The organism is Pseudomonas sp. Larv2_ips, assembly GCF_963879675.1.
In the GTDB taxonomy this organism is placed as follows: Bacteria; Pseudomonadota; Gammaproteobacteria; order Pseudomonadales; family Pseudomonadaceae; genus Aquipseudomonas.
On record NZ_CAWOAW010000027.1, the window covers coordinates 100,453 to 124,759 of the forward strand.

At 60.1% G+C, this 24,307-nt stretch carries 19 protein-coding genes; 10 read left to right on the plus strand and 9 right to left on the minus strand.

Annotated features, from left to right (window positions below; genetic code table 11):
* Positions 1-11: 11 nt before the first annotated feature.
* Entirely contained in the window at positions 12-722 is a 711-nt protein-coding gene (locus tag AACV02_RS17445; protein ID WP_119740975.1) for a helix-turn-helix transcriptional regulator, read from the minus strand.
* A 456-nt stretch (positions 723-1,178) separates the two neighbouring features.
* On the opposite strand from AACV02_RS17445, the gene AACV02_RS17450 reads away from it, so the two are divergent.
* Positions 1,179-1,955: a ferredoxin--NADP reductase gene (locus AACV02_RS17450; protein WP_119740977.1), complete on the plus strand. Its 777-nt coding sequence runs from the start codon at positions 1,179-1,181 to the stop codon at positions 1,953-1,955.
* Positions 1,956-2,012: 57 nt separating this feature from the next.
* Here the strand turns inward: AACV02_RS17450 and mscL are convergent, their stop codons facing one another.
* Positions 2,013-2,429, minus strand: coding sequence for a large-conductance mechanosensitive channel protein MscL (mscL, locus tag AACV02_RS17455; RefSeq protein ID WP_106579295.1), 417 nt, complete (start codon positions 2,427-2,429; stop codon positions 2,013-2,015).
* Between the two features lie 287 nt (positions 2,430-2,716).
* Here mscL and katB point away from each other — a divergent pair, with 287 nt between their 5' ends.
* From katB to AACV02_RS17475, 4 genes are read left to right on the plus strand one after another with little or no spacing between them, the layout of a single operon-like run.
* The gene (katB, locus tag AACV02_RS17460) at positions 2,717-4,258 is read left to right on the plus strand and encodes a catalase KatB (protein ID WP_119740979.1); all 1,542 of its coding nucleotides are present in this window, start codon (positions 2,717-2,719) and stop codon (positions 4,256-4,258) included.
* A 58-nt stretch (positions 4,259-4,316) separates the two neighbouring features.
* Positions 4,317-4,856, plus strand: coding sequence for an ankyrin repeat domain-containing protein (locus AACV02_RS17465; protein ID WP_106579293.1), 540 nt, complete (start codon positions 4,317-4,319; stop codon positions 4,854-4,856).
* 35 nt (positions 4,857-4,891) lie between these two features.
* Complete coding sequence (gene radA, locus AACV02_RS17470; RefSeq protein ID WP_017139308.1) at positions 4,892-6,259, plus strand: DNA repair protein RadA; 1,368 nt, start codon at positions 4,892-4,894, stop codon at positions 6,257-6,259.
* Between the two features lie 27 nt (positions 6,260-6,286).
* Entirely contained in the window at positions 6,287-7,021 is a 735-nt protein-coding gene (locus tag AACV02_RS17475; protein ID WP_177413701.1) for a hypothetical protein, read from the plus strand.
* A gap of 4 nt (positions 7,022-7,025) precedes the next feature.
* Here the strand turns inward: AACV02_RS17475 and AACV02_RS17480 are convergent, their stop codons facing one another.
* Positions 7,026-7,394 carry a PilZ domain-containing protein gene (locus tag AACV02_RS17480; RefSeq protein WP_106579292.1) on the minus strand — a complete coding sequence of 123 codons (369 nt, stop codon included), beginning with the start codon at positions 7,392-7,394 and terminating at the stop codon, positions 7,026-7,028.
* Positions 7,395-7,567: 173 nt separating this feature from the next.
* On the opposite strand from AACV02_RS17480, the gene AACV02_RS17485 reads away from it, so the two are divergent.
* The 3 genes from AACV02_RS17485 (at position 7,568) to yjiA (ending at position 10,981) form a co-directional block, all read left to right on the plus strand.
* Positions 7,568-9,634, plus strand: coding sequence for a carbon starvation CstA family protein (locus AACV02_RS17485; RefSeq protein ID WP_106579291.1), 2,067 nt, complete (start codon positions 7,568-7,570; stop codon positions 9,632-9,634).
* A 15-nt stretch (positions 9,635-9,649) separates the two neighbouring features.
* Positions 9,650-9,847 carry a YbdD/YjiX family protein gene (locus AACV02_RS17490; protein WP_003194308.1) on the plus strand — a complete coding sequence of 66 codons (198 nt, stop codon included), beginning with the start codon at positions 9,650-9,652 and terminating at the stop codon, positions 9,845-9,847.
* Positions 9,848-10,024: 177 nt separating this feature from the next.
* A complete protein-coding gene (gene yjiA, locus AACV02_RS17495) occupies positions 10,025-10,981 on the plus strand; it encodes a GTPase (RefSeq protein WP_119740981.1) in 957 nt (318 codons plus the stop codon).
* A gap of 190 nt (positions 10,982-11,171) precedes the next feature.
* Here the strand turns inward: yjiA and glyA are convergent, their stop codons facing one another.
* A complete protein-coding gene (gene glyA / locus AACV02_RS17500) occupies positions 11,172-12,425 on the minus strand; it encodes a serine hydroxymethyltransferase (RefSeq protein ID WP_119740983.1) in 1,254 nt (417 codons plus the stop codon).
* 229 nt (positions 12,426-12,654) lie between these two features.
* Positions 12,655-16,506 (minus strand): sensor domain-containing protein, encoded by a 3,852-nt coding sequence (locus AACV02_RS17505; RefSeq protein ID WP_119740985.1) that lies wholly within the window; start codon positions 16,504-16,506, stop codon positions 12,655-12,657.
* 284 nt (positions 16,507-16,790) lie between these two features.
* On the opposite strand from AACV02_RS17505, the gene ettA reads away from it, so the two are divergent.
* A complete protein-coding gene (gene ettA / locus AACV02_RS17510; protein ID WP_106579286.1) occupies positions 16,791-18,455 on the plus strand; it encodes an energy-dependent translational throttle protein EttA in 1,665 nt (554 codons plus the stop codon).
* A gap of 350 nt (positions 18,456-18,805) precedes the next feature.
* Positions 18,806-20,143, plus strand: coding sequence for an NADP-specific glutamate dehydrogenase (gene gdhA, locus AACV02_RS17515; RefSeq protein ID WP_119740987.1), 1,338 nt, complete (start codon positions 18,806-18,808; stop codon positions 20,141-20,143).
* Here the strand turns inward: gdhA and AACV02_RS17520 are convergent.
* The 4 genes from AACV02_RS17520 to AACV02_RS17535 form a co-directional block, all read right to left on the minus strand.
* Positions 20,140-20,628 (minus strand): GreA/GreB family elongation factor, encoded by a 489-nt coding sequence (locus tag AACV02_RS17520; protein WP_119740989.1) that lies wholly within the window; start codon positions 20,626-20,628, stop codon positions 20,140-20,142. The genes gdhA and AACV02_RS17520 overlap by 4 nt on opposite strands.
* Before the next feature lie 70 nt (positions 20,629-20,698).
* A complete protein-coding gene (locus AACV02_RS17525; protein ID WP_106579283.1) occupies positions 20,699-21,055 on the minus strand; it encodes a hypothetical protein in 357 nt (118 codons plus the stop codon).
* A 380-nt stretch (positions 21,056-21,435) separates the two neighbouring features.
* Positions 21,436-21,741 carry a chorismate mutase gene (locus AACV02_RS17530; RefSeq protein WP_106579405.1) on the minus strand — a complete coding sequence of 102 codons (306 nt, stop codon included), beginning with the start codon at positions 21,739-21,741 and terminating at the stop codon, positions 21,436-21,438.
* Between the two features lie 701 nt (positions 21,742-22,442).
* Positions 22,443-24,296 carry an Lnb N-terminal periplasmic domain-containing protein gene (locus tag AACV02_RS17535; RefSeq protein ID WP_119740991.1) on the minus strand — a complete coding sequence of 618 codons (1,854 nt, stop codon included), beginning with the start codon at positions 24,294-24,296 and terminating at the stop codon, positions 22,443-22,445.
* Positions 24,297-24,307 lie beyond the last annotated feature (11 nt).

A 24,307-nucleotide genomic window follows, 5' to 3' on the forward strand; every position in this document is an offset into this window, starting at 1 on the left:
TTCCAGGTTGGCTAAAACCACCCCGCTTTTGAGGCGCGCAGTACAGCCGCGATCTTGTTGGTAACACCCAGTTTCTTGAGGCAACTGCTGATATGAAAGCCCACGGTCCGCTCTGACAGGCACAGGATCGTGGCGATTTCCGAGGCGGTCTTGCCGATGGCTGACCATCTGAGAATTTCTATTTCCCGTGGGGTCAGTTTGCAGGGCGGCGTGATACTGGGTGTGTCGGCATATGTTTGCGCTACGACGGCGTGCATGGCGTGACATAGCCACAGTACCTGGCCTGCTTTTTCGTACAGCTCTTCAGGGCTGACGTTGCCTGTACTTCGGCCCAGGGTCAGCATGCTGAATACACCCTGGAAGTCATGCACGGCTTGAGTCCATCCCAGGTGCACACCAAACGATTGGGCCAGCGTCCATAGATTCGGCGCGGTGCTGAACGCTTTTTCATCCCAGACCAGCGGCATTACGCTGCGTTTGCAGTGAGCAACTATGGGATCCACATCAAAAAAATGCGCTTGGTTGTACAGTGCATTCCATTCATTTGGATAGTTGTTTAATCGAATAGGTTGTGTTTGGTTGGCAGGTTGTTGAGAACTCATCGTAAATGAGCAATATTCAAAACCGAGCTGGAAAGTTTGATTGACGATCATCTCGTAAACAGTGGTGATCTTGTTCTCGCCTTCCAGTTTTGGGAGTCTCGTGTTGCGCCAGTTAACCATAGGGTGAATCTCCATGGGGTAGGTGTGAGTTGGGTACGTCCTGGCTCCCAATGCGCCACGAGCAGGAGTGTAGGATAAAGCCCGCATACTGAGATGAAAAAGTTGTCAGAAAGATCGGGTATTTATATTTGTTGAGCTTGTACAACAACTGAGTTTTTGTGGAGGTTAGTTGTTGGGTGAAGAAAACTTATTGAATTTAACAGGTTGTGGAAATGGCCTATTCAGGGCTGTTTTTATGAACGCCATCATCTAATGGCCTATTGGATAGGGGGCGATAGCTAAATAATTGGTGTGAGCACGAAAACCCCGGCAAAGGTGCAATTGCGTCGAAAGCATCAGCGTTTCATTGGCGTTATATTCGCGAATGCCCGAGCAATGAAAATGCCAGTACAAACCACCGGTGTTTCCCAGCGCCGCTTTGAGGGACACTAGGGCACCTGTTCAACGGAGCCCCCCATGACGGCCAGTGCTGAGAAATTTACCCGCCAGACCTTGCTCGATGTGCAATCGCTGACCCCCAGCCTGTTTACTTTGCGTACCACTCGCGACCCGGGTTTTCGGTTCACCGCCGGCCAGTTCGTGCGCCTGGGGGTGAACAAGGCGGATGGCAGCACCGTCTGGCGCGCTTATTCGATCGTGTCCTCACCGTTTGACGAGCACCTCGACTTCTTCTCCATTGTCGTTCCGGGCGGCGAGTTCACCAGTCAATTGAGCCGCCTGCAAGTGGGCGACACCTTGATGGTCGAGCGCCAGGCCACAGGCTTTCTGACGCTGAACCGATTTGTGGACGGGCGAGATTTGTGGCTGCTGGGCACTGGCACAGGCGTGGCGCCGTTCCTGTCGATCCTGCAGGACTTCGAGGTCTGGGAGAAATTCGAGCGCATTGTCCTGGTGTACAGCGCCCGCGAGGCCAAGGAGCTTGCGTATCAGGAACTGATCCACGCGTTGGGCGAGCGTGAGTACCTGGCCGAGTATGCGCACAAGCTGGTCTACATCCCCACCGTCACCCGTGAGCAACACCCTGGCGCCCTGAATGGTCGCATCACCACCTTGATCGAGAATGGCGAACTGGAGCGCGCGGCCGGCGTCGAGTTGACCCCGGAACACTCCCGCGTGCTGATCTGCGGCAATCCGCAGATGGTCGACGACACGCGCCAATTGCTCAAGCAACGCGACATGCAACTGAGCCTGAGCCGTCGCCCAGGCCAGGTGGCAGTAGAGAATTACTGGTAGTACGGCGCATAAAAAAGGCGCCTGCAACAGGCGCCTTTTTGGCCAAAACAGTGCCGGTTAAAGCGGCTTGTCGTTCTGTGCCTTGAGCAGATCGCGGATCTCGCCCAGCAACACCTCTTCCTTGGTCGGGGTCGGCGGCAAGCTTGGGGCCACAGCCTCTTCACGTTTCAGGCGGTTGATCGCCTTCACGCCCATGAAGATTGCAAACGCGACGATCAGGAAGTCGACCACGCTCTGGATAAACTTGCCGTAGGCCAACACCACCGCAGGGACGTTGCCCTGAGCGGCCTTGAGTGTTATTGCCAAATCGCCGAAGTCCACACCACCGATCAGCAGACCGAGAGGCGGCATTACGACGTCGCCTACAAACGAGGAAACAATTTTGCCGAATGCGGCGCCGATGATGATACCGACGGCCATATCGACCACATTGCCTTTGACCGCGAAGGCCTTGAACTCACTGATCACGCCCATAGGTTATTCCTTGTTACAGATGAGAAGGGTGGAGGTCAGTGTAAGTCAGTCGTAGAGGGCTTGCGCGACACAACCGTTAACACTGTCAGCTTTTATCGACACATTAAAACGCAAATAGTTTGCAAAGTGCCACCAATCGCGCGCGAAATACTCGCTATTTCAGTGGCTTACCACCGTATTTTCTTAATCGTCCCGGTGGGGTTTTTCTATTTATCTTCTGCGTCGCGGGTCACTAGCCTCTGGCAAGCACAACTGAATGTGCACTAGAAAAACCAGAGGAAACCTCGATGAAGAATCCAATCAAGCGCCGGCCGGTTATCGCGCGACACGCGCTGATACTGGCGAGCGCCAGCCTGCTTTCACTCTCCGTACACGCTGCTAACCTGACCCGCGATAACGGCGCGGCGGTGGGCGACAACCAGAACTCGCAAACGGCCGGCGCCAATGGCCCGGTGCTGTTGCAAGACGTGCAACTGATTCAAAAACTGCAACGCTTTGACCGTGAGCGCATTCCGGAGCGCGTGGTGCATGCCCGTGGCACCGGCGCCCACGGCACCTTCACCGTCACTGACGACCTCAGCGACCTGACCAAGGCCAAAGTGTTCGCCGCAGGCGAGGCCACGCCCGTGTTCGTGCGCTTCTCGGCCGTGGTGCACGGCAACCACTCTCCGGAAACCCTGCGCGACCCACGCGGCTTTGCCACCAAGTTCTATACCGCCGAAGGTAACTGGGACCTGGTCGGCAATAACTTCCCGACTTTCTTTATTCGCGACGCCATCAAGTTCCCGGACATGGTTCATGCGTTCAAACCCGACCCGCGCACTAACCTGGACGACGACTCCCGCCGTTTCGACTTCTTCTCCCATGTTCCAGAGTCCACTCGTACACTCACCGAGTTGTACTCCGACGCCGGCACCCCGGCCAGTTATCGGGAAATGGACGGCAACGGCGTACATGCCTACAAGTTGATTAACGCCAAGGGCGAAGTGCACTACGTCAAGTTCCACTGGAAGAGCCTGCAGGGCATCAACAACCTTGACCCCAAGCAAGTCACCGAAGTGCAAGGGCGTGACTACAGCCACATGACCCACGACTTGGTTACCCACATCAACAAGGGTGACTTCCCCAAGTGGGACCTGTACGTGCAAGTCCTCAAGCCTGAGGACCTGGCCAAGTTCGACTTCGACCCGCTGGACGCCACCAAAATCTGGCCGAACGTACCGGAGCGCAAAGTCGGGCAGATGGTGCTGAACCGTAACCCGGCGAATGTCTTCCAGGAGACCGAACAAGTGGCCATGGCGCCGGCCAACCTGGTGCCAGGTATCGAGCCCTCTGAAGACCGCCTGCTGCAAGGCCGGGTGTTCTCCTATGCCGACACGCAAATGTACCGCCTGGGGCCGAACGCCCTGCAACTGCCGATCAACGCCCCACGGGTAACCGTTAACAACGGTAACCAGGACGGCGCGATGAATGCAGGCAAAACCACTACCGGCGTGAACTACCAGCCAAGCCGCCTGCTGCCGCGCGAAGAGCCGCAAACCGCGCGCTACAGCCAGTCGGCGCTGTCGGGCAGCACCCAGCAGGCGAAGATCCAGCGTGAGCAGAACTTCAAGCAGGCCGGTGATTTGTACCGCTCGTACAACAAGAAAGAGCGTCAGGACTTGATCGACAACTTTGGCGGCTCGCTGGCCACCACGGATGACGAGAGCAAGCACATCATCCTGTCGTTCCTCTACAAGGCCGACCCGGAGTACGGCACCGGCGTGACCAAGGTCGCCAAGGGTGATTTGGCTCGCGTGAAAGCGCTGGCAGAAAAACTCACTGACTGACGTTGGTTCCGGTCGGCGCCCTTGCACGGGCGTCGACCCCTGGCAGGAGAACACCCCCATGCGTATTTCGATTGGTTTACTGATGGCGATGCTGGCCTTTGTCGCCCATGCCGAGTCGCCTGACCCGGTCGCGCTCAAGGCACAGCTGCAGGACTACTATTTCGATGCCGCCCGCCGTGGCGATATCGACATGCTCAACACCTTCATCGAGTCCGGCTACGGCCTCAACACCCAGGACGACAAGGGCTACACCGCGCTGATCCTCGCCGCCTATCACGGCCAGGGCCCTTTCGTGGAGCGCCTGCTCAGCGCCGGCGCCGACGCCTGCGTGCAAGACAAACGCGGCAACACCGCCCTGATGGGCGCAATTTTCAAAGGCGAGCTGAAAATTGCCCAGCGTCTGCTGGCCACTGACTGCAACCCCGACCAACGCAACGGCGCCGGGCAGACCGCGGCCATGTACGCCGGGCTGTTCAAGCGCGTCGAGTTGTTGGATGAGTTGAAAGCCAAAGGCGCCGACCTCAACGCTGAAGACCCGATCGGCAACAGCGCTTCACGATTGGCCAGTGGTGAAATCCGGACCCCGGCGCCGCGCTGAGCTATCATCGCGGTTTTTCGGTTGGAGGTTCTCAAATGGCAAAGGCCAAGCGCATGTACGGCTGCACAGAGTGCGGCGCGACCTTTCCCAAGTGGGCCGGCCAATGCACCGAGTGCGGCGCGTGGAACACCCTGACGGAAACCATGATCGAAAGCGGCGGCGCCGCAGCGCCCACCGGCCGTGCCGGCTGGACCGGGCAACAGGCGCAGATCAAGACCCTGGCGGAAGTCAGCGTCGAAGAAATCCCGCGTTTCTCCACCGCGTCCGGTGAGCTCGACCGCGTGCTCGGCGGCGGCCTGGTGGACGGCTCGGTGGTGCTGATCGGCGGCGACCCGGGCATCGGCAAATCGACCATCCTGCTGCAAACCCTGTGCAGCATCGCCAGCCGCATGCCGGCGCTGTACGTCACCGGCGAAGAATCCCAGCAGCAGGTGGCGATGCGCGCCCGCCGCCTGGGCTTGCCCCAGGACCAACTGCGGGTAATGACCGAAACCTGCATCGAAAGCATCATCGCCACGGCGCGCATCGAAAAGCCCAAGGTCATGGTGATCGACTCAATCCAGACGATTTTTACCGAACAGCTGCAATCGGCGCCGGGCGGCGTCTCCCAAGTGCGCGAGAGCGCGGCGCTGCTGGTGCGTTATGCCAAGCAGAGCGGCACGGCGATCTTCCTGGTCGGCCATGTAACCAAAGAAGGTGCGCTGGCCGGCCCGCGGGTACTGGAGCACATGGTCGACACCGTGTTGTATTTCGAGGGTGAATCCGATGGCCGTTTGCGGTTGCTGCGGGCGGTGAAGAACCGCTTCGGCGCGGTGAACGAACTGGGCGTGTTTGCCATGACCGACCGTGGGCTTAAAGAAGTCTCCAACCCCTCGGCGATTTTTCTCACACGCGCTCAGGAAGAAGTCCCAGGCAGCGTGGTGATGGCGACGTGGGAAGGCACTCGCCCGATGCTGGTGGAAGTGCAGGCACTGGTGGATGACAGCCATTTGGCCAACCCGCGCCGCGTGACCCTTGGCCTGGATCAGAATCGCCTGGCAATGCTGCTGGCGGTGTTGCACCGTCACGGCGGCATTCCCACCCACGACCAGGATGTGTTTCTCAACGTGGTCGGTGGGGTGAAGGTGCTGGAAACCGCCTCCGACCTGGCGTTGATGGCGGCGGTGATGTCCAGCCTGCGCAATAAACCGTTGCCCCACGATCTGCTGGTGTTTGGTGAGGTTGGCCTGTCGGGTGAAGTACGCCCGGTGCCGAGCGGCCAGGAGCGTCTGAAGGAGGCGGCCAAGCACGGCTTCAAGCGCGCGATTGTGCCCAAAGGCAACGCGCCCAAGGAAATGCCGGCAGGGTTGAAGGTGATCGGTGTAACCCGCCTGGAGCAGGCGCTGGATGCACTGTTCGAATAATTCATGGATCAGTCAGGGATGAGTGCAATGTACAACTCGAATCGCTGGGCAGCCGTTGCCCTGTTCATGGCCTTGGTTGGGTTGCCGATGGGTGCTTTGGCCGAGCCGGCCAAGCTGCCGGTCGGTTACCGATCGGCGCAGACGCTGGCAACGCAAGACGCCAGCGTGTTGCAGGTACTGGAAGACCAGCGCATCAGCGCCCAGTTGCACAAAGACAGCTGGGGCAATGGCCTGGATGAGGACTCGTTTGACGAGCCCGGTGATCTGGTTGAGCACCCGCTGCTTAACGCCCGACTGCGCTTGCTGTCGGCGTCCGGAGAAGTGCTGGCAAGCGAAGAACTCGGCTACCCCTTGGCCCAGGTGGAGAAGGCCCCCATCAAAGGGCTGCCGGAACCTGTGTATTTTTTGACCATCGATCAAACCGCGCCGATGGGCAGCTACAGCGGCCCCGCGACACAACTGCTGCTGCCGAGCCGGCAGCAACTCACGCCGCTGAATTACAAGGGCGCCGACGCTAAGGTCGAGCCATTGACCCTGGCCCAGACCGGCAAAGCCGCGTGGCAGATCGCAACGCCCGCCGAAGGTGGCGCGGATGAGTTGTTGCAAGTCTCGTCATTTATGGACGGTGACGGCGATGATGATTTTGCCACCCGGTTTGAAACCTACCGTTTTGTCGACGGGCAATGGCAGGCCACGTCGAGTCAGAAGGCGGGCTACTGGGACGCAGAAAACGAATTCCCTGCGCGTAAGGCGTTTCCCTGACGCGTCACACCTGCAGCAGTGCGCCGAGTTCGCGCTCAAGTTCTTCCTGATCGCCGAGGTTCAGTTCGATCAGCCGGCGTAAATGGCTGATCGAGTCCAGATCGATGTGCTCGCACACAAACCCCAATTGCCCGTGATCGTCATGGGCCAGCTTCACCTGCATCTTTATATGCGCCTGCGGATCAAGGCGGATATCCACGTCGAACGACTCCGTGCGATTGCCCTGCCAGTCATCCGGGCGTTGCACCAGCAAACCTTTGAGCGACAAGTCCACCAGTTGCACCGGCCAATTCCAGCCGTTCTGCGCAATGGTCGTTCGTGCATCGAAGGCGATACGCCGAAAACGGCGTCGATCAGACGACTGTTCGTTCATGTCAAATCCTCTGTGGATAGAAGGATTGTAGCCCCGCGCCATCATCGAGCTTTTATTTGTGCTTTTTTTGCCCGGGCAAGGCTCTAGACCAATGTAGGGGGGTGGCCTTTAAAGCCAACAGCGCTAAACTCGGACTGGCTGTCCTTTCTGTCCACCCTGGCTGGAATATAAAAATGAAAAATAATAATAGCCTGCTACGCCACCTACCCTGGCTGGTGCTGGCAATCGTAGGAGCGTGCGCCCTGGGCGTAGTGGCCTTGCGCCGCGGCGAGGCGATCAACGCCTTGTGGATTGTGGTCGCTGCTGTGGCCATCTACCTGGTTGCGTACCGTTACTACAGTCTGTTCATCGCAAACAACGTGATGCAACTCGATCCACGGCGGGCCACCCCCGCAGTGCTCAATAATGACGGTCTGGACTATGTGCCGACCAACAAACACATCCTTTTTGGCCACCACTTTGCGGCGATTGCCGGTGCAGGCCCGCTGGTCGGCCCGGTGCTGGCGGCGCAAATGGGCTACCTGCCCGGCACCCTGTGGCTGATTGCAGGCGTGGTGCTGGCCGGTGCAGTGCAAGACTTCATGGTCCTGTTCCTGTCCACCCGTCGCAATGGCCGCTCCCTTGGCGACATGGTTCGCGAAGAGATGGGCCGCATCCCGGGGACCATCGCGTTGTTCGGTTGCTTCCTGATCATGATCATCATCCTCGCGGTGCTGGCGCTGATCGTGGTCAAGGCCCTGGCCGAAAGCCCATGGGGCATCTTCACCGTAATGGCGACCATCCCGATTGCGATGTTCATGGGCGTGTACATGCGCTACATCCGCCCGGGCCGCATTGGTGAAATCTCGGTGATCGGCGTGCTGTTGCTGCTCGGTTCGATCTGGCTGGGCGGGCAGATTGCCGCCGACCCGGTATGGGCCAAGGCCTTCTCCTTCACCGGGATCCAAATCACCTGGATGCTGATCGGCTACGGCTTCGTTGCCGCAGTACTGCCGGTTTGGCTGATCCTGGCGCCGCGTGACTACCTTTCCACCTTCCTCAAAATCGGCACCATCATTGCCCTGGCGATCGGCATTCTGGTCACCATGCCAGAGCTGAAAATGCCAGCGCTGACCCAGTTCATCGACGGCACCGGCCCGGTGTGGAAGGGCGGCCTGTTCCCGTTCCTGTTCATCACCATCGCCTGTGGCGCGGTCTCGGGTTTCCACGCGCTGATTTCCTCGGGCACCACGCCCAAGTTGCTGGATAACGAAGTCAACGCCCGTTACATCGGCTACGGCGCGATGCTGATGGAATCGTTCGTGGCCATCATGGCAATGGTTGCCGCCTCGGTGATCGAACCTGGCGTGTACTTCGCCATGAACAGCCCGGCCGCCGTGGTCGGTGGTGATGTGATGGCCGTGGCACAAACCGTCAGCAGCTGGGGTTTTGCGATTACGCCGGAAGCGCTGCAAGCAGTGGCCCATGACATCGGCGAAACCACCATCCTGGCACGTGCCGGCGGTGCACCGACCCTCGCGGTGGGTATCGCGCAGATCCTGCACAGTGTGTTGCCGGGTGAAAACACCATGGCGTTCTGGTACCACTTTGCGATCCTGTTCGAAGCGCTGTTCATCCTGACGGCGGTTGACGCCGGTACCCGTGCCGGTCGCTTCATGCTCCAGGACTTGCTCGGCTCCTTCGTGCCGTCGCTCAAGCGTACCGAATCCTGGACTGCCAACCTGATCGCAACCGCAGGTTGCGTGGCAATGTGGGGTTACCTGCTGTACCAAGGCGTGATCGACCCACTGGGCGGCATCAACACCTTGTGGCCGCTGTTCGGTATTTCCAACCAGATGCTGGCCGGGATCGCACTGATGCTCGCCACGGTCGTGCTGATCAAAATGAAACGCCAGCGCTACATCTGGGTGACCATGCTGCCGGCGGTCTGGCTGCTGATCTGCACCACCACGGCGGGCTTCATCAAGCTGTTCGACGCGAACCCTGCGATCGGCTTCCTGTCGCTGGCCAAGAAGTACAGCGATGCCCTGGCAGGCGGCCAGATCCTGGCGCCGGCCAAGAACATCGACCAGATGCAACACGTGATCTGGAACGCCTACACCAACGCAACGCTCACGGCGCTGTTCCTGTTCGTGGTATTCAGCATCCTGTTCTATGCGCTCAAGGTTGGCGTCGCCGCCTGGGGCAACAAAGAACGTACGGATAAAGAAGCCCCGTTCCAGGCGGTTCCGGACGCGTAATCGAGGATTGCAACCATGTTCAATGACATCAGTCGCCTCGGTAAATACCTCGGTCAGGCCGCGCGCCTGATGGTCGGCATGCCCGACTACGACACCTACGTCGAGCATATGCAAACCAAACACCCGGACAAACCGGTGATGGACTACAAGGCGTTCTTCCGGGAACGCCAGGAAGCCCGTTACGGTGGCAAGGGTGGGCCCAAGTGCTGCTAGCCCGCCTGTCGGGTTAGCGAGTCCCCTTGTGGGAGCAGGGCTTTATGTGGGAGCTGGCTTGCCTGCGATGGCACACCTCGGTCTGACTGAAAGACCGAGTTGTCTGCATCGCAGGCAAGCCAGCTCCCACATTTGTTTTGTGTTCCTTCAGTTATTTCATTAAACAGGAGAAAATTTTTGTCCTCTCCCATCCCCGTCACCATCCTCAGCGGCTTTCTCGGCGCGGGCAAAACCACCTTGCTGCGCCACCTGCTCAAGGCCGAGCACGGCCTGAAAATCGCCGTGATCGAAAACGAATTCAGTGACGCCGGTATCGACACCCAGCTGCTGGGCGCAGAACCGGTGCAAGTCATGACCCTGTCCAACGGTTGCGTGTGCTGCACCATCCACACTGACCTGACCAAAGCCCTGTACCTGCTGCTCGAGCGCCTGGACAGCGGCGAGATTGCCTTCGACCGCCTGGTGATTGAGTGCACCGGCCTGGCCGACCCGGCGCCGGTGGCCCAGACCTTTTTCATCGACGAAGAACTGCGCGAGCGCTACCTTCTCGACGGCATCATCACCCTGGTGGACGCGGCCCATGCCGAACACCACCTGACCCAGACCATCGCCCAGGCCCAGATCGGTTTTGCCGACCGCTTGCTGGTGAGCAAGCGCGACCTGGTGGACGAGGCCACCTTCGACGCCCTCAGCCAGCGCCTGACCCGCATCAACCGCCGCGCGCCGATCCGCGTGGTGGATCATGGCGCCATCGACCTGGCCGAATTGCTTGATGTGCGCGGCTTCAACCTCAACGCCGGCATGAGCTTGCGCCCGGTCAGCGCGGCGCCGGCCATCGACCGCATTTCCAGCCTGGTGCTGCGCACCGACCAGCCGCTGGATATCGACCGCCTCAGCGAGTTCATGAACGAGCTGCTGGAAGACCACGGCAAGCAACTGCTGCGCTACAAGGGCGTGCTGAACATTGCCGGCGAAGACCGGCGCATGGTGTTTCAAGGCGTGCTCAAGCTTTACGGGTTCGATTGGGACACCGAATGGGCCGAGGGCGAGGCGCGCGAAAGTGTGATTGTGTTTATTGCCGATGAGTTGCCGGAAGACAAAATCCGCGAAGGATTTGCGAAGGTCTACCAATAATCCTGACTTGAAATGCAGCCCTGTGTGGGAGCTGGCTTGCCTGCGATGGCGGTGTATCAGTCACAGCGGTATCAGCTGACAAACCGCTATCGCAGGCAAGCCAGTTCCCACAGTGAACCGTATTTCACTTTGAGATCGCCCATAAAAAAGCCCGGCTCAAGAGCCGGGCTTTTTATTCAAGCAACTGCAATCAAGCGCCGTACACCGGCAGCTTTTTGCAGATGGCCTTGACCTTCTCACGCACCGCGTCGATCACGGCTTCGTTGTTCAGGTCTGCCAGGATGTCGCAGATCCAGCCAGCCAGTTCCTTGCACTCTGCTTCTTTAAAGCCACGAGTGGTCACAGCCGGGGTGCCGAAGCGCAGGCCGGAGGTGACGAACGGCGAACGTGGGTCGTTCGGCACGGAGTTTTTGTTCACGGTGATGAAGGCTTTGCCCAGGGCAGCGTCAGCATCTTTACCGGAAATGTCCTGCTTGATCAGCGACAGCAGGAACAGGTGGTTTTCAGTACCGCCGGAGACCACGTCGTAGCCGCGTTCGATGAACACACCGGCCATGGCCTTGGCGTTCTTGACCACTTGTTGCTGGTAAGTCTTGAACTCAGGCTGCAGGGCTTCTTTGAAGCAGATCGCTTTGGCGGCGATTACGTGCTCCAGCGGGCCACCTTGGGCGCCTGGGAATACGGCGGAGTTCAGCTTCTTCTCGATCTCGGCGTTGGCGCGCGCCAGGATCAGGCCGCCACGTGGGCCGCGCAGGGTTTTGTGCGTAGTGGTGGTGACCACGTCAGCGTAAGGCACCGGGTTCGGGTAGACGCCAGCGGCGACCAGACCGGCTACGTGAGCCATGTCAACGAACAGGTAAGCGCCGACCTTGTCAGCGATTTCGCGGAAACGTGGGAAGTCCAGGATCTGCGAGTAGGCAGAGAAACCGGCCACGATCATTTTAGGCTTGTGCTCGACCGCCAGACGCTCGACTTCGTCGTAGTCGATCAGGCCGTTGGCATCGATACCGTACTGAACGGCGTTGTACAGCTTGCCGGAGGAAGAAACGCTGGCGCCGTGGGTCAGGTGACCGCCGTGGGCCAGGCTCATGCCCAGGATGGTGTCGCCGCCTTGCAGCAAGGCCAGGTACACGGCGCTGTTGGCTTGGGAGCCGGCGTGTGGCTGGACGTTGGCGTAATCGGCGCCGAACAGTTCCTTGGCACGGTCAATGGCCAGCTGCTCAACCACGTCGACGTACTCGCAACCACCGTAGTAGCGCTTGCCAGGGTAGCCTTCAGCGTACTTGTTGGTCAGAACCGAACCTTGAGCCTCCATGACCGCAGGGCTGGTGTAGTTTTCCGAAGCGATCAGCTCAATGTGCTCTTCCTGGCGCACGGCTTCTTGCTCCATGGCGGCAAAGAGATCGGCGTCGTACTTGGCAATAGTCAAATCACGGCTGAACATGGCGGTCCTCAAGGATCGGGGGCAGAAAAGGAGGGCATTCTAACCCAATGGGTTTTAGATGGCATATGAAAGGACATCATGTCGCGGACAAGTGGGGCTCATCTGGGGATAAGCGGTGACTGTGCTGGCCCTATCGGGGGCAAGCCCCCTCCCACACTTGAATGGGTTCACAGATCAAATGTGGGAGCGGGCTTGCCCGCGATGTGGCCATCAGCCGCACTGCAAGGTTTCAGTCGAACATGAACAGCGCATCATTACTGAACTGCGCTTCAAACCGATTCGCCGGCATCGGCCGCCCAAACAGATACCCCTGTACTTCATCGCAGCCATGCTCGCGCAGGAAGTCCAGCTGCTCATGGGTTTCCACACCCTCGGCGATCACCGCCAGGTTCAGGCTGTGGGCCATGGCGATAATGGCGCGGGCGATTTGCGCGTCTTGCTCGCCGGAGGGCAGGCCGTCGACAAAGGTGCGGTCGATCTTCAGCACGTCGATGGGGAATTGCTTGAGGTAGTTGAGCGACGAATAACCCGTGCCAAAGTCGTCCACCGCGATGCTCAGCCCGAGGTTTTTAAGGCTGGCGAGGATCTGCATGGCTTCGTTGACTTCGCGCATCAGGATGCTTTCGGTCAGCTCCAGCTCCAGGCATGCCGGCGGCAGGCCGGTGTCCCTGAGAATGGTGGCGATGCGCTCGCCCAGTTGGCCATCGGAGAACTGCCGCGCCGAGATGTTCACCGAGACCTTCGGCACCCGCACCTTGTTCTGGTGCCAGGTCTTGAGCTGGCGACAGGCCTCGCTGAGCACCCAGTCGCCCACGTCCACCACCAGTCCCAACTCCTCCAGCACCGGAATGAAATCACCCGGCGGCACCAGCCCGCGGCGTGGGTGGCGCCAGCGCAGCAGGGCTTCGGCGCCGGTCAGGCGTTTGCCATCGCCACTGAACTGCGGTTGGTAATACAGCACGAATTCGTTCTGATCCAGCGCGTGGCGCAGGTCGCTTTCCAGCTCCAGGCGCTCCAGGGCGCTGGCGTTCATGTCCGCCTGGTAGAACTGGAAGTTGTTTTTGCCGCGTTCCTTGGCGTGGTACATCGCGGTGTCGGCGTTCTTCATCAACTGGCTCAGCTCGTTGCCGTCCTGCGGGCTCAAGGCGATACCGATACTGGCGGTCACAAAGAACTCGCGGCCTTCAAGCACAAACGGCCTTACCAGGCTGGCCAGGATCTGCTCGGCCACGTGAATCGCGCGGTTCAGCGCCATGTCACGGCTCACCCGTGGTTGCAGGAGCAAGGTGAACTCGTCGCCGCCCATGCGCGCCACGGTGTCGTCTTCAGCCACGCAGCCCAGCAGGCGCGTGGCCATTTCCTTGAGCATACGGTCGCCGGCGGCGTGGCCCAGGGAGTCGTTGATCGGTTTGAAACGGTCGAGGTCGAGGAACATCAGCACCACCCACGACTTCTGCCGTTCCGCTGCCTGCAGGGCAGTGTGCAGGCGGTCCTGGAACAGCGTGCGGTTGGGCAGGTGGGTCAGGGCGTCGTAATACGCCAGGCGGTGGATGCGCTGCTCGCTGGCCTTGCGCTCACTGATGTCACTGAAGAAGCACACGTAGCTGGCCAGGTCGCCTTCATCATCGAACACGGCGGTAATGCCGACCCACGCCGGGTAATGCTCGCCGTTGCGGCGCTTGAGCCACACTTCGCCTTCCCAGGTGCTGTGCTGGTGCAGTTGCTTGAGCACATAACGCAGGTGGGCTTCCTGTTGTTCGTCAACGGTGAGCATGTTCGGCAACTGGTCGAGCACATCCGCGACGGCATAGCCGCTGACCCGGCTGAAGGCCTCGTTGGCCTGCACGATATAACCAGCCGGGTCGGTGATCAGAATCGCTGAGGTGGAGTGTTCGAATACCGTGGCCGCCATGCGCAGGTCTTTTTCGGCGCGCCGTTGCTGGCTGATATCGCGGCCCACGCCGAGGATGCCCTCAAACGCGCCGTGCTCGTCCCACACCAGCACCAGGCGCAGCTCGATCGGCACCTTGCGGCCATCGGCGCGCAGGCAGTCGAACAGGAACAGCTGGGTTTGCACGTCATCGCGCAGCTTGTTCAGCGCCGCAGTGTCGCCCAGCGAGCGGCTGACCTGCTCCACCAGGCTGTAAATGCCGGACAGTTGTTGCGGGTTGGCGATGATCGACTGCCAGCCATTCTTGAACACCCAATCCACGTCATAACCCAGCACGGCATTGACCGACGGGCTGACGTAATTGAGCGCAAGCTGGCTGTCGGTGGAGCAGATCACGTCGCTGATGCTTTCGGCCAGCATGCGGTAGCGCTGCTCGCTGTCGCGCAGGGACTCGCTGGCTTCTATCTGATCGGTAATGTCTTTGGCCACGCCGATAATCCGCGTGACCACCGCCGTCTTGTCGCGGGCCAGGGCTTGCTCGCGGATATCGAAGCGGCGCCATTGGTTGTTGCGGTGCCGAAAGCGCAGTTGGCAATGCAGCTGCGTGGTGTAGCCGACTTCACGTTGTTGCTGGCGCAGGTCGTGGTAATACTCCGCATCGTCGGGGTGCAGCAGGATTTCCCAGAAGTACTCGCCCATTTGCTGCAGTTCGGCCCTGTTATAGCCGAGGGTGTGGCCCAAGTGGTGGTTGCTGAAAATCATCCGCTGGCTGATCACGTCCTGCACATACAGGTGATCCGGCACGGTGCGCACCACGTCTGACCAGAAACTCTCACGCTCCACCAGCGACAGCTCGATCAGCTTGCGGCTGGTGATGTCACTGATACTGAGGATGACCGCCTTGAAGTCGTCCTGCTGCTCCGGCAGGCGCATCACCAGCCACAGGTACTGGTCGTTGCCGGCAACGTCGTTGAGCTGAATTTCCAGCTCCAGCTGTTTCTGCTGGGTCAGTACGGCTTCCAGAACCTGATAACCGATGGCCGTGGCGTTGCGCGGGCAGTCATCGATCAGACGCTCCCAGGCTTGCTCGCAAGAACTGACGTTCAACAGGCGCACAGCCACCTGGTTGACCTCGGTGACGCGTAACTCATTGAGCAGTTGTTGGCGTTCTTCGACGTGCGTGTGCAGCCAGGCCTGTAATTGCTCACGGGTGTGCATGCTGGTTTTGTCGAAAAAAGTCTTCAACCCCGACAGGTCGAGCACGCAAAGCGCCACGCCGGTGCCTTCGAAAATATCCTGATAGCGGCGCCGGCCTTCATGCACCTGGCGCTGGCGACGGCGCATGTTCAGCAGCACGATCACCGGGATCAGCGAAAAGGCCAGGCCCAGCAGGCATTTGCCGATGAAGGCCGGCAGCAGTTGCTCCAGCACGGCGCTGCGGTCGAACAGCCCGCGCAACTGCCAGTCACTTTTGCTCAGGGGCGTGACCAGTACGCTTTTGTTCAATTCGTCCGGCGTCAGCGCGGAGGCCCACTGCGCCGGCATGCCGCTGTCACGGCTGACCACGCGGTGGTTGAGGCGGTTCTCGATGGCCCACATCGGGCGCTGGCCCTGGCCGTCCTGGCGGGTCAGGTTGCTCAGGTAGTTGGGCGCCAGGCGCAGCGCCCAATACATCCGCGAGCCGCCGCTGGGCTGGTGCAGCAGCAGATAAATGATCGTGCCGTCCGGGTTGTTGCTCAGGTAATAAGGTTGCGAGTGACTGCGCTGTACCAGCTCTTCAAGCCAGGCGCTGTCCTGGCTGTCTTTGGCGCTGTCGCTGATCATCGCGCCGCTGGGGGCGAGCAGGGCGACACTGCGCAGTTCCGGCAGCGAACGTTGCAAGGTGCGCATCAGCGCCTGTTGCTGTTCGTCATTGCGCGGCGGCTCGACCATCGGCAGCAAATTCAGGGCGATTTTGGCGCTCAGGGCCATGTTCAAGCTGATCTGTTCAGCCAGGTCGGCGCTGTAGTCGATGGTGTATTGCTGTTGGTTCTTCTGGTTTTGCTGCAGTTGGTCCAGCAGTTGCCAGAACAATAACGCGAGCAGCAGCAGGACAAGCGTCGCCAATGCGCCTTTGAGGGTGCCGTGCAGGGGCGCTCCCGGCGCTATATGAGCGGCGCGCAGGGGAGTTGGCGGCGTGACTTTGGACAAGCTGTGATCCTGCGGTTTGGCTGGACTGGCGCGCGACGTGCACTATAAGCCGGACGCCCGGAGGGCGGCTAGCATGCCTTGACTTGTGGCAAAGTGCCAGCCCTGCCTGGCTGGACTGACCAAGCGCATTCAGGTAGCTTTGCCGGTTACGCGGGGGCGTTCCAGCCCCAGACATTCAGGCTTTTTGCGCACGAAGGCATTGACCACCGTCAACGGCCCGCGCGGCGCATGACCTGCACGGGCTTCGCCCGCTCAATTCATCAGTCACTGACGCTAGGTTCACCATGGCTCAATACGTCTTCACCATGCATCGGCTGGGAAAAGTTGTTCCGCCGAAGCGGGAAATCCTGAAAAACATTTCGCTGTCCTTCTTCCCTGGCGCCAAGATCGGCGTGCTCGGCCTCAACGGTTCGGGTAAGTCCACGCTGCTGAAAATCATGGCCGGCGTCGACACCGAGTTCGAAGGCGAAGCCCGCCCGATGCCCGAGCTGAACATCGGCTACCTGCCGCAAGAGCCGATCCTGGACCCGACCAAGACCGTGCGTGAAGTGGTCGAAGAGGCCGTGGCCGTGATCAAGAACGCCCAGGCGCGCCTGGACGAGGTCTACGCCGCCTACGCCGAAGAAGACGCCGACTTCGACAAACTGGCCGCCGAACAGGCCAAGCTCGAAGCCATCCTGCAGGCCGGCGACGGTCACAACCTGGAGCGCCAGCTGGAAGTCGCCGCCGATGCGCTGCGCCTGCCGGCGTGGGACGCCAAGGTTGAATTCCTCTCTGGTGGTGAAAAGCGTCGCGTGGCCCTGTGCCGCCTGCTGCTGTCGGCCCCCGACATGCTGCTGCTCGACGAACCGACCAACCACTTGGACGCCGATTCCGTCGCCTGGCTGGAACACTTCCTTCACGATTTCCCGGGCACCGTGGTTGCGATCACGCACGACCGGTACTTCCTGGACAACGTCGCCGGCTGGATTCTGGAACTCGACCGTGGCGCCGGTATCCCTTACGAGGGCAACTACTCCGGTTGGCTGGAAGCCAAATCCGACCGTCTGGCCGCTGAATCCAAGCAGCAATCGGCCCACGAAAAAGCCATGAAGGAAGAGCTGGAGTGGGTGCGCAAAGGCGCCAAGGCCCGCCAGTCCAAATCCAAGGCTCGTCTGCAACGCTTTGAAGAAATGCAGTCGCAGGAATTCCAGAAGCGCAGCGAAACCAACGAGATCTACATCCCGGCCGGCCCGCGCCTGGGTGACAAGGTCATCGAGTTCAAGAACGTCACCAAAGGCTATGGCGACCGCGTGCTGATCGACAACCTGTCGTTCTCCATGCCAAAAGGCGCGATCGTCGGCGTAATCGGCGGTAACGGTGCGGGTAAATCCACCCTGTTCCGCATGCTGATGGGTAAGGAAACGCCGGATTCGGGCACCATCGAAGTCGGTGAAACCGTGCAACTGGCCTGCGTCGACCAGAGCCGCGAAGACCTGGATGGCAGCAAGACTGTGTTTCAGCAAATCTCCGACGGTTCCGACCAGATCCGCATCGGCAACTATGAAATCCCGTCGCGCACCTACGTCGGCCGTTTCAACTTCAAGGGCGGCGACCAGCAGAAGTTCGTCAAGGACCTGTCCGGTGGTGAGCGCGGCCGCTTGCACCTGGCCCTGACCTTGAAAGAAGGCGGCAACGTGTTGCTGCTCGACGAACCGTCCAACGACCTCGACGTTGAAACCCTGCGTTCCCTGGAAGAAGCCCTGCTGGACTTCCCGGGCGCCGCCATTGTGATCTCTCACGATCGCTGGTTCCTGGACCGCGTCGCGACTCACATCCTGGCGTACGAAGACGACTCCCAAGCGGTGTTCTTCGAAGGTAACTACACCGAGTACGAAGCGGACCGTAAAAAGCGCTTGGGCGATGCGGCTGCCCAGCCGCACCGTGTGCGTCACAAAAAACTGGCCTGATTTGGGCTGGTTGGAACAAACGGAGCCTTCGGGCTCCGTTTTTTTTTGCGCGTTTTTTCAAAGAGACCGAGGTGGATTCATTCGCGAGCAAGCCCGCTCCCACATTCGAGCGCATTCCATAGTTGGAAATCGATCAAATGTGGGAGCGGGCTTGCTCGCGAAGGCGGTTTAACGGCTGGTGCATGCCCTAAGCTGAAATCCCTCTCATGGTGCAAAAAAGCTCATTTATTTATATCCAATGCACCATTTAAATTCACAAAGGCGACATTTTGCGCTTTTCAGGTGCAACTTGAGTTGCTAAGGTCCGGCTCAATCTCCTTTAAAAACAATCAATTTGCCGAGACTTCTTCATGATCGAATCCGTTGAATCCTTCCTCGCCCGCCTCAAGAAACGCGACCCTGACCAGCCGGAATTTCACCAGGCCGTGGAAGAAGTCCTGCGCAGCTTGTGGCCGTTTCTCGAAGCCAACCCCCATTACCTGACCTCGGGCATTCTGGAGCGCATCTGCGAGCCGGAACGCGCGATCACCTTCCGGGTGTCGTGGGTGGATGATCACGGCAAGGTCCAGGTCAATCGCGGGTTTCGCATCCAGATGAACAGCGCCATCGGCCCCTACAAAGGTGGCTTGCGCTTTCACCCTTCGGTGAACCTGGGCGTACTGAAATTCCTCGCCTTCGAGCAGACGTTCAAGAACTCCCTGACCTCGCTGCCCATGGGCGGCGGCAAAGGCGGTGCGGACTTCGACCCCAAGGGCAAGAGCGACGCCGAAGTGATGCGCTTTTGCCAGGCGTTCATGAGCGAGTTGTACCGCCACATCGGCGCCGACGTGGACGTGCCGGCCGGCGATATCGGCGTGGGCGCGCGCGAAATCGGCTTCCTGTTCGGTCAATACAAACGCCTCAGCAACCAGTTCACTTCGGTGCTGACCGGCAAGGGCATGACGTACGGCGGCAGCCTGATCCGCCCCGAAGCCACCGGTTTCGGCTGCGTGTATTTCGCCGAAGCAATGCTCAAGCGCGACGGCCAGCGGGTTGAGGGCAAGCGCGTGGCGATCTCCGGTTCCGGCAACGTCGCGCAGTACGCGGCGCGCAAGGTCATGGACCTGGGCGGCAAAGTGATTTCCTTGTCCGACTCCGAAGGCACCCTGTACGCCGAAAGCGGGTTGACCGAGGAGCAGTGGTCGGCCCTGCTGGAGCTGAAAAACGTGCAGCGCGGGCGCATCAGCGAATTGGCTTCCCGTTACGGCCTGGAATTTCGCGCCGGTAAAACGCCCTGGGAACTGGCCTGCGATATTGCCCTGCCATGCGCGACCCAAAACGAACTCGACGCCGATGCCGCGCGCACCCTATTGCGCAACGGCTGCCTGTGCGTCGCAGAAGGTGCCAACATGCCGACCACGCTTGCGGCTGTGGATATCTTTATCGAAGCCGGCATTCTGTTTGCCCCGGGCAAAGCCTCCAACGCCGGCGGTGTGGCCGTCAGCGGCCTGGAAATGTCGCAGAACGCCATGCGCCTGCTGTGGACCGCAGGCGAAGTCGACAGCAAGTTGCACAACATCATGCAGTCGATCCACCACGCCTGCGTGCACTACGGCGAAGAAAACGGCCGGGTCAACTACGTGAAAGGCGCAAATATCGCAGGCTTCGTAAAAGTCGCCGACGCGATGCTGGCCCAGGGCATCGTCTAAGCCTCGGGCTCCACGCGCAACACTTCGATCACCTGATCACCGACGGGGCGCTTCCACAGCACCTCGTCGCCCACCTCGGCGCCCAATAAGGCGCGGCCAAGAGGCGAACCCCAGTTGATCAGGTTGGCAGCAGCGTCCGCCTGGTCTTCACCTACCAACTGAATGCGCTGCTGCTCGTCTTGCTCGTTGGCGAAGGTGACCCAGCTGCCGATCTGCACCTTTTCGGTGGAGGTGGCTGGCGCCACCACTTGGGCGCTTTGCACCCGCTGATTGAAGTAGCGCAGGTCCCGCTCAAGATCCGCCTGACGCTGCTTATCGTCCTTGGCAGATTCGAGGCTGTATTCGTGCTGCAACTGCGCGACCTTGGCCTGCAATTGCGCCAACCCTTGCGCGGTGAGGTGGTTGGGTTGCTCACTGACCTGGCGCTCTACCGGTTGGTCGGCCTGGGCGGCGGCGTTGTCTTCATTAACAAAAGCTCGGCTCATGACATTCTCCCTCTATGGAGTTTGGGCCATGGTCGCCGCGCTTTAGTTTCGATGGATGTCTGAAAGCGACCTACTGCGGGCGATAAGCCTTGGCGGCGTCGCGGTCTTTTTCCTGCTGCCAGTCCCGTTCACGGTCATCCCAGTGGTTGTCCTTGTAGTCGCGCAACTCTTCGTTCTCGCGCATGGCCTTGCACTGTCGAAAGCCGTCTTCCCAGCCTTCGGCGTACTGGCGGTCTTTGAGATACCGCGGCACGTTCTTGCGAAACTCCCCGCTGATCACACCGGCGGCCTGGCGACCGCTGCTGCAACCGTCATCAAAGCCATCGGCAAAGGCCGGTGGATAACCTTTGGCCAGCAAATCCTGGTGGGTTGATTGGCAACCTGACAACCACACTACTGCGCACAGCATTACCGCAGACCGCCACATGGCGTACTCCCTGACCGTTTCACGGCTGATAGGGTGAGTCTAGTCAGGGATTTGTCGGGCAGGTGTGAAAGAGAGGTGAGAAAGGTGTTGGGTTAAAGGGCCATCAACGACGCGGCGAACAATATGCCTGGGCCGCGCATTAGCTGTGCGAGAGGGGCAAAGCCGTCGTGGACGACCTGACCAAGCGATAACACCCGCCGCCTAACACCTGACACCGCCACAGGTGCTGAACATGGCACATGTGGCGAGCAGGCTTGCCCTGCGTCGGGCTGCGCAGCCGCCCTAATAAACAGGAACGCGGAGTATCTGATACTCCCCGACAGACTGCTTGGGGCTGCTGCGCAGCCCAACGCGGGGCAAGCCCGCTCGCCACAGCGGGGTTATGTCGTCTGGTTGGACGTCAGCGCGGCATGCTCGGCCAATTCCTGCTGGATAAACGCCGCAATCATCGCGCGATACACCTGCTCAGTGACCTCGGGGTTGGCGCCCACCGCCTCGGACAAACCCCGCACCTTGGCAATCACCTGTTCAACCCGTTGCGGCGCCTTGACGCCGTCGGCGTCTTTTTTGAAGCGTGCCGCCTGGGAGACGTAATGACCGCGCTCGGCCAGCAGGGTGACGATGTGTTGGTCGAGGCGGTCGATGTTTGCGCGGACTTCTTCGAGGGTGGTGCAGTTAACGGCCATGTTGATGAAACTCCTGAGGTGGGCAATGCGATGCGCCTGAATGTACACGAGCCAAATGTGGGAGCGGGCTTGCTCGCGAATGCGGTGGTTCATTCAATACATCATCGCCTGACCGAGCGCCATCGCGGGCAAGCCCGCTCCCACCTTTGAACTGCGGCGTGCGTAGAATTCAGGCCAGGCACAAATCCGTGTGGGAGCTGGCTTGCCTGCGATGGCGGTGGGGCAGTCAGTCTGGTTGTTACTGATACACCGCTTTCGCGAGCAAGCCCGCTCCCACCTTTGAACTGCGGCGGGCAAGGGATTCAGGCCAGGCACAAACCAGTGTGGGAGCTGGCTTGCCTGGGATGGCGGTGGGGCAGTCAGTCTGGTTGTTACTGATACACCGCTTTCGCGAGCAAGCCCGCTCCCACATTTGAACTGCGGCGGGCAAGGGATTCAGGCCAGGCACAAACCAGTGTGGGAGCTGGCTTGCCTGCGATGGCGGTGGGGCGGTCAGCCTGGTTGTTACTGATACACCGCTATCGCGGGCAAGCCCGCTCCCACCTTTGAACTGCGGCGGGCAAGGGATTCAGGCCGGGTACAAACCAGTGTGGGAGCTGGCTTGCCTGCGATGGCGGTGGGGCGGTCAGTCTGGTTGTTACTGATACACCGCTTTCGCGGGCAAGCCCGCTCCCACAGTGGTCTTCGCCCGGTCTCAGAGGTCAGTAGTGATACCACTTCACTTCAAGCATCACTTCATTCACGGGGGTGGACAGGTGGCTGTACTCGCGCTGGGCGGTCAGGCGCAGGCCTAGGTTGCGCGACAATTCCCACTGCTGGTTCAAGCTGACACTGCGCCGCACTTCGCCATTGGTGAAGAAATCCCCTTTGGCTTCCAGGCTCAAATTCCCCAGCGGGTTTTTCCACAGCACGCCGGTGTTGAACCCGGCAGCCGGGGAGATGGCTTCGCTGAAGTCGTTGTTGTGTTCCACGCGCACGGTGCCGAGGGCGAAGCCGAGCATGTCGTCGGTGAGTTGCCAGGTGCCGCCGGCGCCGCCGTTGACGTGGGCCACGAGGGTTTCATCGTCGTGTTTGCCTGGCACGCGCTCCAGGCCGCCAGTCACTTGCCATGACCACGGTTGCAACAGGGCGTTGCGCGGGGTCAGGGAGCGGATGGTCGCCAGGTCCAGTTGCTGCAGTTGCCAGTGGTTGCCTTCGTACTGGCGCAGTTTCATCTGCAGGATTTCAATCTGCGCGCCCAGCGGGAAGCCTTCGGCGTTGTCGTTGAGGTCGTGGTAGGCCATGCGCAGCCCGTATTCGCCGAAGGTCTTGCTGCCACGGGTGCCGATGCCAGCCTGCCAGGTGCGGGACTCATGGCCGTCTTCCGGCAGGCCGGGACGTTCGACTTTCAGGTCTGGCGCCGGGTTCTGGTTGATCGCGCGCAGCAGTTCGAAGCTGCGTTGCGAGCGTTCGGTGTCGCGCTCAAGACCATTGGCGCGGTAGCGGCCCAGGCGATAGGCGGCGTCGATAATCAGCGCCTGGCGGTCGCGGGGCAGCGCCTTGAAGGCGGGCTCCTGCAGCTGCTTCTGGTCGTCGCTGATGTTCAATACCCATTGCTGCTCATCACTATCAAGCGGCTTGGCACGTTCGAGCAGTTCGCGTTCACGGGACGGGCGATAGTCGATTTTCTCTACCAGGCCAGCCTCTTTCACCGCCTTGACGGTGTCGGTGGGGATCGCCGTCAGCGGGAATTGCTCGGTCAGGCGCAGGCTTGGGCGCGCCACTTGCAGCAGCTCGAGCAGGCGATACGAGCAGTTTTCGTCGAAAAAGAAATAGTCGAACTGGATCTGCTTGAGCTCCCATACGTGCCGGACCATGCGTTCGGTCTCGACTTGGGTAAGGTTCAGGCGGTATTCCCACAGATCACGGTTCTCGAGGCTACGGTACTCCGAGAGCTTTTCCTGGTAGGGCACCAACGCAAACAGGCCCGGATAGCCGCCCATCAGGCCTTTCCAGGCGTAGAGAATGCTGTTGTCGGAGCCTTCGATGTAGGCGCCGAAGTTGATCGCGTAGCTGAGCAGCGCGGTCTTGTCTCTTTGCACGTCAGCCTGGTCGATGCGCAGCAACGTGTGGCCGAACATCGACGACGGGCTGTTGAGGTAGGCCGCCGGGAAGATCATCACCGCGCTGTGGGGCGCGACGTCCTTGAACCACTGGGTGAATTCTTTGCACTCCAGGGTAGGCAAGTCGGTCAGTTGCAACTGTTCCTTGAGCCAGCGGGTACGTGCGGGGTAAACGCATTGGGCGTGTTTTTCGCCGAGGCTGGCCGGGGCGTACAGCGCCTCTACGGTTGCCTTGAGTTCCTGGTCCGGATGGTGGGCGCCATCAGGGGCGAGGAAGAATTTCTTGTCGCTGACATAACTGCGCCAGCCCTTGAGCTTGCCGGCTTCGTAATGGCCCAGAGATAGCCAGAACGGATCGTTGGCCAATTGCTGCAAACGTTGATCATCAATATACGGGGCCGCATACAGCGGGGCGCAGGCGAAGAGTGCCAACCAGGCAAAGCGTTTGAGCATAGGGGCAACTT